This window comes from Streptomyces sp. NPDC059668, assembly GCF_042734135.1.
Lineage (GTDB): Bacteria > Actinomycetota > Actinomycetes > Streptomycetales > Streptomycetaceae > Streptomyces.
The window spans coordinates 160323-172553 of record NZ_JBHWEL010000012.1 but is presented as its reverse complement, the minus strand read 5'-3'; the positions used below and the strand labels follow the sequence as shown (position 1 = coordinate 172553).

The following is a 12231-nucleotide window of genomic DNA, read 5'->3' as shown; positions in this document are numbered from 1 at the left end:
GGGTGGGCGGCGCGGCCCCCCCCCCTCCCCCCCCCGCCGCGCCCTGGCGCCCCCCCAGCTCCCGGTGGGCACTGGACGTTGGCGAGGCCCGGCACCGCCCCGTCCGCCCCCAGCGCGAGCGCCGAGTCGACGACGAGTTCCGAACCGGTGAGGACACTGAATCCGGTGACGCCGGGATGCGCCTTCGCCCCCGTCACCACCGCCCGGAAACCGCCCAGGTCACCGCTGGAGTCCTTGAGGCCGGCCAGCACCCCGTCCGCCGCCAGTTCGAGCACCAGCTCCGCGCCCAGCTTGGTGTGGACGGACACCGGCAGGTCGTAGGCGAAGACGGGCACGGACGAGCGCGCGGCGATCAGACGGTAGTGCCGGGCGATCTCCGCCGGGTGGGTACGGGCGTAGAAGGGCGCCGTGGCCACGACCGCGTCCGCCCCGGCCGCGGTGACCGCCGCGACGTGGTCGAGCACCCTGGGGGTCGTCATGTCGATCACACCCGCCAGCAGGGGCAGCCGGCCGCCGAGGTGCGCCTTCACCGTCTCCACCACCAGCCGGCGCTGCGCATCGGTCAGATACGCCGCCTCCGAGGACGAGCCGAGCACGAACAGGCCGTCGACCCCGGCGCCCACCAGATGGTCCACGAGGTTGACGAGCGAGGGAACGTCCACCTCGCGGTCCGGTGTCAGGGGCGTGCAGACGGGCGGTACGACACCGGTCAGCGGGGCGGGGATCGGCATGGAGGCTCCCTAGGGGTGGTGCTGGTGATGCTGGGCGGGGATGTCGGCCACGGGGGGCGAGACGGCCACGGCCTGTGCCACCAGGTCGCGCGTCGACTCGCTCTCCTCCACAGGATGGTGGCACCGGAAACGGTGTGCGGGGGTCGACGCGGCCGTGAAGCCCGGCATGACGGACGCACACGTGTCGTCCGCCTTCCAGCAGCGGGTGCGGAAGGGGCAGCCGGTCGGCGGACGGGTGGCCGAAGGCACCGGGCCCGCCAGCGGGATGGGGTCGATCGGTGCCAGCAGACCCGGCGTGGCCGAGAACAGGGCCCGGGTGTACGGGTGCCGCGCCCGGTCGGTGACCTCGGCGGCCGGGGACTCCTCCACGATCCGGCCGAGATACATCGTCACCACCCGGTCGCTCATCCTGCGTACCGTCTGGATGTCGTGCGAGACGAACACCAGGGCGAGCCCGAGCCGCTCCTTGAGGTCCAGCAGGAGGTTGAGGATCTGGGCGCGGACCGACACGTCCAGCGCGCTCGTCGGTTCGTCGGCGATCACCAGGTCCGGGTCCAGGGCCAGGGCGCGCGCGATGGCCACCCGCTGGCGCTGGCCGCCGGAGAGCTGCCCCGGCAGGGCCTCCGTCAGGGCCCTCGGCAGGCCCACCAGGGACATCAACTCCCGTACCCGCAGCTCGCGTCCGGCGGGTGTTCCGCGCCGGTGCACGTCCAGCGGGTCGCGCAGGATCCGGCGTACGGACAGCCGGCGGTTCAGCGCCGTCGACGGGTCCTGGAAGATCATGCCCGTGCTGCCGCCGACGGCCACCCGCCGCTCGGCGGGTTTCATCGACCAGAGGTCGCGGCCACCGAACGTCACCGTGCCGGACGTCGGCCGCTGGACGCCCACCAGCACCTTCGCGAGCGTCGACTTCCCGCAGCCGGACTCGCCGACGACCCCGACCGTCTCGCCGGGCGCGACGGTGAGATCGACGCCGGTCAGGGCGTACACCCGGTCGCGGGTGAACGGACCGCCGCTGCGGGCGCGGTGGACGACGTGGGTGTCCGCGAGCCGGACGAGTGCGGTCATGAGACGGTCTCGCTCTCCGTGGTCGTCAGCTCCACCGCCGGGTGATGGCACGCCGCCGTGTGCGCCGGGGTGCCCAGCAGTCCGGGCCTCGTCGTCCGGCACACCTCGGTCGCCGACGGGCAGCGGTCGGCGAACCGGCAGCCCGCCGGGAAGTCGGCGGGGGAGGGCACGACCCCCTTGATCTGTGTCAGGCGCGTGGCCGCCGACTCCAGGGACAGGACACTGCCCAGCAGGCCCCGCGTGTAGGGGTGCGCGGGCGACTGGACCAGGTCCGCCGTCACGCCCGTCTCCACGATCCGGCCGCCGTACATCACCACCACCCGGTCCGTGACGTCGGCGACCAGTGCCAGGTCGTGCGAGACCAGGACCAGGGCGAAGCCCAGCTCCTCGCGCAGCCGCAGCAGCAGCGTGATGATCTGCGCCTGCACGGTCACGTCGAGGGCCGTCGTCGGTTCGTCGGCGACGATCAGCCGGGGGCCGCGGGAGAGGGCCATCGCGATCAGGACGCGCTGGCGCTGGCCGCCGGAGAGCTCGTGGGGGTAACTGCGCAGGGTACGGCCGGGATCGAGGCCGACCAGGGACAGCAGTTCGGCGGGGGAGCGCTTACCGCCCCTGCGTACCACCTGTCCCAGCTGCGCCCGGATCGTCATGGCCGGGTTCAGCGACGACAGCGCGTCCTGGTAGACCATCGCCATCTCGTGGCCGAGCAGCCGCCGCCGTACCCGCATGGGCTGGCCCACCAACTGCGTCCCGTCGAAGAGGACTCGGCCGCGCACCCGGGCTCCCGGCGGCTCCAGGCCCATCACCGCGAGCGCCGTCAGTGACTTCCCGCAGCCCGACTCGCCCACCAGGCCCAGGACTTCACCAGGGCGCACCTCGAAACCGATGTCGTCGACGATGTCCACACCGCGGTGCCGGGCGTCGAAGCCGATGCTGAGGTTCTCGACGCGGAGCACCGGCGGCCCGGTGGGCAGCGGGCGGGCCCGGGCCCGCAGCCGGGCCGCCGCCTCCGCGAGACCCGGCAGTGCGAGGACCGCGCCGCTGCCCGGCTCCGGTGTCTCCAGCCGGTCCCCGCCGGTCTCCACCTCCCGGGCGGGCGGCGCCGCCCACGCGTCGGAGACCCCCTCGGACAGGACGTTCAGCGACAGTACGGTGATCAGCATCAGCAGGCCGGGGAAGACCGTCGCCCACCAGCCGCCGGTGAGCACCATGTTCTTGCCGTCCGCGATGACACTGCCCCAGGAGGGGTCCGGCGGCCTGACACCCGCGCCGATGAAGGACAGCGACGCCTCGAAGACGATCGCCTCCGCGACCTGGACGGTGCAGAAGACGAGGACGGGGGCGGCGCAGTTGACGGCCACGTGGCGCAGCACGATGTGCGGTGTGCGGGCGCCGATGACCCGCTCGGCCGTCACGTAGTCCTCGCCGTACTGGTCGAGCACGTTCGCCCGGACGACCCTGGCCACCGGCGGGGTGAACAGGAACGCGATCGCGCAGATCAGGACGGTGATGCCGCCGCCGAAGACCGCGACCAGGACGGCGGCCAGCGCGATGCCGGGGAACGCCATCACCACGTCCAGGCAGCGCATCAGCGTCTCGTCGACCGCCTTGCGCGAGGTCGCCGCGACCGCGCCGAGCAGCGCGCCCACGACCAGGGCCAGCGCGGTGGCGCCGAGGCCGATGGCGAGGGACCAGCGGGCGCCGTACATCAGCCGGCTGAGGATGTCCCGGCCGAGGCTGTCCTGCCCCATCCAGTGGCCGGCGGAGGGATGCCCGCTGCCGTCGGCCCGCGGTTGCTGGTCGAGCGGGTCGTGCGGGACGAGGAGGGGGGCGAACAGGGCCACCAGGACGACGACGGCCAGGAAGCAGACGGCGATCCGGGACAGCACGGGCAGCCGGCGCAGCCGGATCCCGGGCCGGGAGAGGGCCGCCGCGAGACTCTTGCGCGTGATGATCATCGAGCGGCGTCCCTCAGGCGTGGATTGACCAGCAGATACAGGATGTCGATGACGAGGTTCACGACCACGAAGCCGGTGGCGGTCGTCAGGACGACCCCCTGGACGACCGCCGGGTCGCCGTTCTGCACGGCGTCGATCATCAGCTTGCCCATCCCGGGCAGCGAGAAGATCGTCTCGATGACGACCGCGCCACCCAGCAGATAGCCGACCCGCAGCCCCAGCACGGTCAGGGGGTTGATCAGGGCGTTGCGGAGCACGTTGCGCCCGACCACGACCAGCGGCGGCAGCCCGCTCCCGACCGCCGTCCGTACGTAGTCCTTGTCCAGTTCCTCGACCACGGCCGTACGGACGATCCGGGTGAGCTGCGCGGCGACCGGCAGGGAGAGCGCGAGGGCCGGCAGGGTCATCGTCCTCAGCCAGCCGCTCAGCGAGTCGCCGGGGTTGACGTATCCGCCGGTCGGGAACCAGCCCAGGTCCACGGCCAGGTACTGGATCATCAGCAGCGCCAGCCAGAAGGCCGGCGCCGCGACCCCGGTCAGCGACACGACCCGGATGACCTGGTCGGGCAGCCGGTCGCGGTGGAGCGCGGCGGTGACCCCGCCGAGCAGCGCCAGTACCACCGCGATGCCGAGGCCCAGGAAGGTCAGCTGGAGGGTGAGCGGCAGCGCGGTGGTGACCTGGTCGACGACCGGCGCCCGGGTCAGGGCGCTGGTGCCCAGGTCGCCGTGGAGCAGGTCGCCGACGAAGTGGACGTAGCGGACGGGGAAGGGGTCGAGCAGGCCGTTGCGTTCCCGGAAGTCGTGCAGCTGCCCCGGTGTGGGGTTGGCGCCCTGGAAGAACGCGGACGCCGGGTCGACGTCCGAGAAGCGCATCACCAGGAAGACGAACAGCACGATGCCGAGCAGCAGCGGGACGAGCAGGACGACCCGGCGGGCCAGGATGCGGACGATGGCCGTCATCGGCGAACTCCCCGGTCCGTCATGCCCACTTGGCCTGGAGGAGGTTGATCCCCGGGTAGGGCTGGGCCCTGATTCCCGCGAGTTTCCCGGGATCCCAGGCCGTCATCAGCTCGTTGTGCACGACCGGGTAGAGCACGGCCTGTTCGGCGACGACATCGATGTAGTCCTGGATCATCGCCTTCTTGCGGTCGGGGTCGGGCTCCCGGGTCGCCTGGTCCATGTCCTTGAAGAGTTGGCGGGCGACCGGGTCGCCGGCCCAGCGGGCGTACTGCATCCACAGGTTCTGCGGGCCGTAGTTGTAGTGCATGATCAGGTCGGCGTCGAGGCCGAACTGGTTGGGGTTCGAGGCGGCGGCGACGACCTGGTAGTCCTGCTTCTGGTCCATCTTGGTGAACACGGCCGTCGTCTCCTGCGGCGAGAGCGTGGTCTCGACGCCGATCGCGTCCCAGGACGCCTTGATGGTCGGCAGACAGTCCACGATCCAGCTGACGTTCACCGCCAGGATGTCGACCTTGAGCCCCGACACCCCGGCGGCCTTCAGGAGCTTCTTCGCCTTCTCGGGGTCGTACCCGTACACGGTCTTCGCGGCCCGGTAGGCCGGGTTGCCCTCGTTGAGGAACGAACTCGACGGTCTGCCGTGCCCCCTGAGGGCGACCTCGACCATCTTGCCGGTGTCGACGGCGTAGCGCAGCGCCTGGCGCACCCGTACGTCGTCGAAGGGCTTGTGCCGGGTGTTGAACATCAGGAAGAGGTTGTTCATCCCCGCGCCGCCCTGGACGCTCATGCCACCCTTCTTGAGCTGCTCGATGTTGGCGTACGGGATGTTGTCGGCGATCTGCGCGCCGGCGCTTGAGCCCGAGATCTTCGCGACGCGCGGGGCCGCGTCCACGATCGTCAGCCAGTTCATCCGCTTGAAGGCGGCCGGGCGCGGGCCGTTGTAGCCGGCGAAGGCCTCGAAGGTGGTGTTCGACTTGGGGTGGTGGGCGGTCTGCCGGTACGGCCCGGAACCGACCGCCTTCCCCTTGATCGCGTCGTCCCAGGCACCCGGCCGGGAGAAGACGTGCCGCGGCATGATCTTCGCCAGGGTGAGCCGTGAAAGGCCGTCGGGGAAAGGGAACTTGAGGACCAGCTCGACCGTCGAGGCGTCGATCCTGCGGACCTCCTTCAGCCAGCTCTCGAAGAACCCCTTGGCGAGGGTCTGGGTGTTCGGGTCGAGGATCCGGTCGAAGACGAAGACCACGTCGTCGGCGGTGACGGGTTTGCCGTCGTGGAAGGTGGCCCCGCCCCGCAGCGTGAACTTCCAGGAGGTGCCGGTGAGATCGGAGGGGACCTCGGTGGCCAGTGCCGCGTAGGGCTCCCGCGAGATCGGGTCGGTGTCGAGCAGACCCTCGTAGATGTGGTGGTTGGCGGCCATGGAGAACGCGGACGCGGTCTGGGTCGGGTCCCAGCTCCCGTCGTTCCCGTAGCCGATGACCGCGGTGAGCGTGGCGTCCTTGCCGCCCTTCCCGCCGCCGGTGTCGTTGGTGGACTGCGGGCCGGACGAACAGGCGGCCAGCGAAGAGGAGAGGGCGGCGGCCGCGCCGAGCGCGCCCGTGTACTTCAGGAACGACCGGCGGTGCGGCGCCGGGTGGTCGGTCACGTCGCGCACGGTTCCTCCAGTGGGGAGAGGTGGTCCGAGAGGCGGAGATACGACGTCCTACGTCATGGGGGCAGCGTGACCATAGGAGGGGCTGTGGGGGCGGTCAAGGGCTCGCACACGAATGGCGTATCTTCCAGAGGTGCGACCAATGAATCCTTGACATACGGGTAGTTGGTGCTGAATCCGCCCGGAGGTGGGACGTCGGATGTCCAGTGAGCGTACGATGCGGCGCATGGCCGAGGAGACCGGGAGCCGGCGCAGGCCCGAGCGCCGGGTGAGCAGCCAGATCCAGCGCGAGGTCATGCAGCTGATCCTCGACCGCAGGCTCCAGGCGGGCGCCCCGCTGCCCACCGAGACGGAGCTGATGAACGACCTCGGCGTCAGCCGCAACTCCGTCCGCGAGGCCCTGAAGGCCCTGCAGGCGCTCGACATAGTCGATATCCGGCACGGATACGGCACCTATGTCGGCCAGGCCTCCCTGACCCCCTTCGTCGACGGCCTCACCTTCCGCACGCTCGCCCGCCAGGACGACCCGAACGAGGCCGGGGCGCTGGCGGAGATCCTCCAGGTCCGCGAGGTCCTGGAGGAGGGGCTCATACACCGGGTCGCGGCGGTGCTCAGCGGCGCGGAACTCGACCGTCTCGAAGCCGTCGTGGCCGAGATGGAGGAGGCGGGCCGCGCGGGCCGCCCCTTCCCCGAACTCGACCGGGAGTTCCACGAACTGCTGTACGCCCCGCTGGGCAACGCGCTGGTGCCGCAGCTGCTCGGCGCCTTCTGGACGGTGTTCAGCCGGGTCGCGGGCGTCCGCGGCTGGACGGACGACCCGGCACCCGAGGTGACCGTCCGCCGCCACCGGGACATCGTCACCGCGCTGCGCGCGCGTGACGTCGAGGCCGCGCAGCGCGCGATGGCCGACCACTTCCGCGGAATCGAGGCGCGGGCGGCCCAGGAGTCGCGCGGCGTGAGCTGAACCCGGCCCGGCCAGGCCTCCGGCGCGGCGCAGCGGCCCGGTTCAGCGTGGCGGCCGGCCGGATCCGCCCGCGCCGGCACCGTGCGCGACCGGATCCGCGGCGGCCGCCCCGGACCCCGGCTCAGGCGTCCAGCCGCCAGACGAGGAGTTCCTTCGTGTCCTCGTCGACCGTGCACCAGCTGCCGTCACCCAGGGCCAGGGGGACACCGGCCACCGGGAACGGATAGCCGACCTCACCGAGCAGGCGCATGTCGCGCGCGTCGACCAGCCAGTGCCGCCCGGGTCCGAACTCCTCGTCGGCCTCGACCGTGCCCGTGATGACGGTGTGCTCGTCGAGGAAACCGGCGTAGTAGTCCCAGTGCACCTCGGGCTCGTCGTTCTCCGGCGGGAGCGCGGGATGGGGCGCGACGGCCTCCTCGGCGTCCAGCTCGCGGACGACCGAACCGTCCACGACGCGGTGCAGGGCGAGGAGTTCCTGATAGTGGGTGACCGTCAGGAAGTGCTCGCCGGACGGGCTCACCGCGAGCAGGATGCGGTCGTCGTCACCGATCCGGTCGACGGAGAGCCGCTCGCCGTCCCAGCGGCCCCACAGCAGCGGCACCCCGTCCTGGCCCTCGCCGACGCTCAGCCCCATCTGCCCCGGGTCCGGGTGCGACACGTGGTCCGAACCGGCGGCCACCGTCTGCGCGTCCGCCTCCCCGAGCACCGTCCCGTCGGCGGCGTCGAGCACCAGCCATTCGTCGAGGACGTCCGGGTCCTGGCCGCCCTCGGTCAGTGGCCCGCGGACATGGGCCCACACGAGTTTGCCGTCCGCCGAGAAGACCGCCGAGCCGCTGTCGGCGTACAAGTGGTCGCGGCTGTCGGTGTATTCGTCGACCGAGGTGTGCGATTCCCGGCAGCCGCCCTCCCAGCAGCCGTGCCGCACCTCCCACAGGGTTGCGCCGTGTCCGTCCACCGCCCGTATCGCGTGCAGGCCGGCGAAGACGGCGACATCCAGTCCCGGCGCGACCGTGCGCGTACCGAACCGACGCCGCCACGGCGCCGGGAAGCGTGCCACCGAGACCTCGCCCGCGAGCGCCTCGGCCAGGTCGTACGCGGCGAGTTGGGTGTCGTCGCTCTGTAGGACGAGTGTCCGGTCCGGCAGGCACAGCACGTCCGGAGCGCCGGCCGTGGCCGAATCCAGCGGGCCGGCGAGCGTGGTGACGAGACGGGCGCTCGCGGACATGGTTCCTCCAGTGCTGCTGATGCGAGACGGCGTTGGGTGCACAGTACGGCCGCCCGCCGACAACGACGCACGCGCCCGCCCGTAGGCGCCGGCCGTCCGCACCGCCCCGACGGCGGGCTCCGGATGACGGCCCGGCCACCGGCCCCGCTCGCCGTGGAATTCCCCGCACGGCGCGTGCGCCGCCGGATTTCCCCCGGATTCAGGCCGCCGCACTCGAAAGGACCATCGGGTTCCAGGTTTTTTCGATTCGCGACGACGCATCCGAACGTGTTTTGCGAAGGGGCCGTTCGAGTTGTCCGGCACGGTTCCGGAAGGAAATCGCACACCATCCGTCATGCATCCGTGGCCACAGGTCAAACGTCCTATGACGTGCAGCACTTGTGGAGGAGGGACTCCTGCCGAGTGTAGGTGCACAGTGGCATCACGGAGACGTGAAGCGTGAAACCCGGAAAGTCCGGGGAACAGGGTGGAGGCACAACACTCGGCGTCCCGCGCCGAAGAGGCGGAGGTAACGGTGAAGGAATTGCGGACAGCGCGTAAGAGGACCGGAATCGCGTTGCCGCCGCACCGGACCGACCGGGCGGCGCTGCGGTGAGGCCGCCGACGAGTCCGGCGGTCGGCTCGTACGCCGTGGACGTGGACAGCGGAAGGGTGGGGATGGTCATGGGACACGTGGGGCCGTACGTACGGCTGAGACCGCTCGGCGGCGGCCGGGAATGGGACTGCGAGCCGGGCGCGGTCCGCCGGGCCACCCCGGCGGAAAGACTCAGCGCGGCCACCGCGTACGCCAACGCGCGCAGCCGCGGCGAGGTCCCCTGACGGGGGCGACGGGAGCGGGCGGGACGAACAGGGGACGTCCGGGCCGGCCCGCGGGCGCGGTGGGCGAGAATGGACCCCATGAGTCTGTTCCGCGACGACGGCATCGTGCTGCGCACCCAGAAGCTGGGTGAGGCGGACCGGATCATCACGTTGCTCACCCGCGGTCACGGCCGGGTACGGGCCGTGGCGCGCGGCGTGCGGCGCACCAAGTCGAAGTTCGGGGCGCGCCTCGAACCCTTCTCCCACGTGGACGTGCAGTTCTTCGCACGGGGCAGCGAGCTGATCGGGCGCGGCCTGCCGCTGTGCACGCAGAGCGAGACGATCGCCCCGTACGGCGGCGGGATCGTGACGGACTACGCGCGGTACACGGCCGGGACGGCCATGCTGGAGACCGCCGAGCGGTTCACGGACCACGAGGGGGAGCCCGCGGTGCAGCAGTACCTGCTGCTCGTCGGCGGGCTGCGCACCCTCGCCCGCGGTGAGCACGAACCGCACCTCGTCCTCGACGCCTTCCTGCTGCGCTCCCTCGCCGTGAACGGCTACGCACCCAGTTTCAGTGCCTGCGCGAAGTGCGGGATGCCGGGACCGAACCGGTTCTTCTCGGTCGCCGCGGGAGGTTCCGTCTGCGTCGACTGCCGGGTGCCCGGCAGCGTCGTACCCTCGGCGGGGGCCCTCGAACTACTGGGCGCACTGCTCACGGGAGACTGGGAGACCGCGGACGCGTGCGAGCCGCGGTTCGTCCGGGAGGGCAGCGGGCTGGTTTCGGCCTATCTGCACTGGCACCTGGAGCGCGGGCTGCGCTCACTGCGGTACGTCGAGAAGTGACGCAGGGCAACAGACGCAAGACTTAGGGAGACGAGAGACACATGGTGGTACGCGGGTTCCTGGGGCGCCAGCGCCGCGAGTACGAGACGCCGGAGCCGCACCCGTCGGGTGCCCGTGCGCCCAAGCTCCCGGGCGAGCTGGTCCCCAACCACGTGGCGATCGTCATGGACGGGAACGGCCGCTGGGCCAAGGAGCGCGGGCTGCCCCGCACCGAGGGCCACAAGATGGGCGCCGAGCGGGTGCTGGACGTGCTGCAGGGCGCGATCGAGGCCGGGGTCGGGGCGATCTCCCTGTACGCGTTCTCCACCGAGAACTGGAAGCGTTCGCCCGACGAGGTGCGCTTCCTGATGAACTTCAACCGTGACTTCATCCGCAAGACGCGTGACCAGCTCGACGCGCTCGGCATCCGGGTGCGCTGGGTGGGCCGGATGCCCAAGCTGTGGAAGTCGGTCGCCAAGGAGCTCCAGATCGCCCAGGAGCAGACCAAGGACAACGACCGGCTCACTCTCTACTTCTGCATGAACTACGGCGGCCGTGCGGAGATCGCGGACGCGGCGCAGGCTCTCGCGGAGGACGTGCGGGCGGGCCGGCTCGACCCGGACAAGGTCACGGAGAAGACCTTCGCGAAGTACATGTACTACCCGGACATGCCGGACGTGGACCTCTTCCTGCGGCCCAGCGGCGAGCAGCGGACCTCCAACTACCTGCTCTGGCAGAGCGCCTACGCCGAGATGGTCTTCCAGGACGTCCTGTGGCCGGACTTCGACCGCCGTGACCTGTGGCGTGCCTGCGTGGAGTTCGCCCAGCGCGACCGCCGCTTCGGCGGCGCCGTCCCGAACGAGGAACTGCTCGCGATGGAGCGGGACATGAGGGGCGACGGGTCGTAGTACCCGCCGCCCGTGGCGCCGTACCCGCCACTGACGGCGTTGTCCGCGGCGGGCGTTACGATCACGGCTCATCACCACCGAACTGGGGAGGGGCCGTGGTCGAGGACCAGGGCGTCGTGCGGCGGCAGGAGTCGCCGGAACAGCCGCCGGAGTCGCAGGAGCCGCGGGAGCACGGGGCGGATGCCGTCGAGCTGGAGTACCGGCCGACCGTCGCGGACCTGTCGGCGGCACTGAGGGCGCGCAGAGGCGTCAGCAAGGCGGGCAGGCGGCAGTACTGGATCCTGGGCGGCGCGGCCGTCGTGGTCGCGCTGGAGGCCGCGCTCGCGCTGGCCGGACAGGACGCGTCGTGGTATCCCGCGATCTGGCTCGTCGTGTTCGCGCCGCTGATACTGCTGTCGCCCTGGCTCACGGCCCGCCAGTTCCACCGGCTCGCGGAGCGCCAGGGCACGTTCCGCGTGACCGTCACGGACGCCGGGGTGACGGTGCGCAGGGACAACGCCACCACGGCGCTCAACTGGGCCGCGCAGCCCCGCTACCGGGAGACGGCGGACGTCTTCGTCATGATCAGCCCCGACCGGAACGCCGTCGGTTTCACGGTGCTGCCCAAGCGCGCCGTGCGTGTTCCCGAGGACGTGGACCGGTTGCGGGCGATCCTCGACCGCAACCTGACGCGCGTCTGATCCCCTCCGGGGTTCAGGTGTTCGCCGCGGCGCAGTCCGCGCAGGTGCCGAAGATCTCCACGGTGTGCGCGACGTTCACATAGCCGTGTTCCGCCGCGATCGCCTCGGCCCACTTCTCGACGGCGGGCCCCTCCACCTCGACCGCCTTGCCGCAGACGCGGCAGACGAGGTGGTGGTGGTGCTCGCCGCTGGAGCAACGGCGGTAGACGGACTCGCCGTCGGACGTGCGCAGCACGTCCACCTCACCGGCGTCGGCGAGGTTCTGCAGTGTGCGGTACACGGTGGTGAGCCCGACGGAGTCACCCTTGTGCTTGAGCATGTCGTGGAGCTCCTGCGCGCTGCGGAACTCGTCCACCTCGTCGAGCGCCCCCCCCACCGCGGCGCGCTGGCGGGGGGGGCGGCCCCCAACGGGCGCTCCAGCCGTTGTAACCGGTGGCTCCACACGCAGTGTCTTATAAACAAAAACCATC

At 71.4% G+C, this 12231-nt stretch carries 12 protein-coding genes; 5 read left to right on the top strand and 7 right to left on the bottom strand.

What is annotated here, in order from left to right:
• From ACFV2J_RS12615 to ACFV2J_RS12595, 5 genes are all read right to left on the bottom strand, one after another.
• The coding region (locus ACFV2J_RS12615) for a dihydrodipicolinate synthase family protein (protein ID WP_385438459.1) at positions 1-731 on the bottom strand (731 nt) is incomplete at its 3' end.
• 9 nt (positions 732-740) lie between these two features.
• Positions 741-1799, bottom strand: a complete 1059-nt coding sequence (locus tag ACFV2J_RS12610) for an oligopeptide/dipeptide ABC transporter ATP-binding protein (protein ID WP_385087579.1) — start codon at positions 1797-1799, stop codon at positions 741-743.
• Positions 1796-3757, bottom strand: a complete 1962-nt coding sequence (locus tag ACFV2J_RS12605; RefSeq protein WP_385087577.1) for a dipeptide/oligopeptide/nickel ABC transporter permease/ATP-binding protein — start codon at positions 3755-3757, stop codon at positions 1796-1798. The genes ACFV2J_RS12610 and ACFV2J_RS12605 overlap by 4 nt, the downstream gene beginning before the upstream one ends.
• Positions 3754-4716, bottom strand: coding sequence for an ABC transporter permease (locus ACFV2J_RS12600; RefSeq protein ID WP_385087575.1), 963 nt, complete (start codon positions 4714-4716; stop codon positions 3754-3756). Before ACFV2J_RS12600 ends, ACFV2J_RS12605 begins: the two co-directional genes overlap by 4 nt.
• Before the next feature lie 19 nt (positions 4717-4735).
• Positions 4736-6364, bottom strand: coding sequence for an ABC transporter substrate-binding protein (locus tag ACFV2J_RS12595; RefSeq protein ID WP_385087573.1), 1629 nt, complete (start codon positions 6362-6364; stop codon positions 4736-4738).
• 214 nt (positions 6365-6578) lie between these two features.
• Here ACFV2J_RS12595 and ACFV2J_RS12590 point away from each other — a divergent pair, with 214 nt between their 5' ends.
• Entirely contained in the window at positions 6579-7325 is a 747-nt protein-coding gene (locus ACFV2J_RS12590) for a FadR/GntR family transcriptional regulator (RefSeq protein WP_385087583.1), read from the top strand.
• Between the two features lie 121 nt (positions 7326-7446).
• Here ACFV2J_RS12590 and ACFV2J_RS12585 read toward each other — a convergent pair whose 3' ends face one another.
• The gene (locus ACFV2J_RS12585) at positions 7447-8550 is read right to left on the bottom strand and encodes a hypothetical protein (protein ID WP_385087571.1); all 1104 of its coding nucleotides are present in this window, start codon (positions 8548-8550) and stop codon (positions 7447-7449) included.
• A gap of 591 nt (positions 8551-9141) precedes the next feature.
• Here ACFV2J_RS12585 and ACFV2J_RS12580 point away from each other — a divergent pair.
• From ACFV2J_RS12580 to ACFV2J_RS12565, 4 genes are all read left to right on the top strand, one after another.
• On the top strand, positions 9142-9369 hold the full coding sequence (locus tag ACFV2J_RS12580) for a hypothetical protein (RefSeq protein ID WP_385087569.1): 228 nt from the start codon (positions 9142-9144) through the stop codon (positions 9367-9369).
• Positions 9370-9447: 78 nt separating this feature from the next.
• Entirely contained in the window at positions 9448-10194 is a 747-nt protein-coding gene (gene recO / locus ACFV2J_RS12575) for a DNA repair protein RecO (RefSeq protein WP_385087567.1), read from the top strand.
• A gap of 41 nt (positions 10195-10235) precedes the next feature.
• Positions 10236-11081 carry an isoprenyl transferase gene (locus tag ACFV2J_RS12570; protein ID WP_385087565.1) on the top strand — a complete coding sequence of 282 codons (846 nt, stop codon included), beginning with the start codon at positions 10236-10238 and terminating at the stop codon, positions 11079-11081.
• Between the two features lie 95 nt (positions 11082-11176).
• Positions 11177-11761: a YcxB family protein gene (locus ACFV2J_RS12565; protein ID WP_385087563.1), complete on the top strand. Its 585-nt coding sequence runs from the start codon at positions 11177-11179 to the stop codon at positions 11759-11761.
• A gap of 13 nt (positions 11762-11774) precedes the next feature.
• On the opposite strand, the gene ACFV2J_RS12560 is transcribed toward ACFV2J_RS12565, so the two are convergent.
• Positions 11775-12230 (bottom strand): Fur family transcriptional regulator, encoded by a 456-nt coding sequence (locus tag ACFV2J_RS12560; RefSeq protein ID WP_385438451.1) that lies wholly within the window; start codon positions 12228-12230, stop codon positions 11775-11777.
• Position 12231 lies beyond the last annotated feature (1 nt).

Coding starts and splice junctions, on each gene's coding strand:
- ACFV2J_RS12610 (WP_385087579.1), bottom strand. CDS start 1,799: ATGACCGCACTCGTCCGGCTCGCGGACACCCACGTCGTCCACCGCGCC.
- ACFV2J_RS12605 (WP_385087577.1), bottom strand. CDS start 3,757: ATGATCATCACGCGCAAGAGTCTCGCGGCGGCCCTCTCCCGGCCCGGG.
- ACFV2J_RS12600 (WP_385087575.1), bottom strand. CDS start 4,716: ATGACGGCCATCGTCCGCATCCTGGCCCGCCGGGTCGTCCTGCTCGTC.
- ACFV2J_RS12590 (WP_385087583.1), top strand. CDS start 6,579: ATGCGGCGCATGGCCGAGGAGACCGGGAGCCGGCGCAGGCCCGAGCGC.
- ACFV2J_RS12585 (WP_385087571.1), bottom strand. CDS start 8,550: ATGTCCGCGAGCGCCCGTCTCGTCACCACGCTCGCCGGCCCGCTGGAT.
- recO (WP_385087567.1), top strand. CDS start 9,448: ATGAGTCTGTTCCGCGACGACGGCATCGTGCTGCGCACCCAGAAGCTG.
- ACFV2J_RS12570 (WP_385087565.1), top strand. CDS start 10,236: ATGGTGGTACGCGGGTTCCTGGGGCGCCAGCGCCGCGAGTACGAGACG.
- ACFV2J_RS12560 (WP_385438451.1), bottom strand. CDS start 12,230: ATGGTTTTTGTTTATAAGACACTGCGTGTGGAGCCACCGGTTACAACG.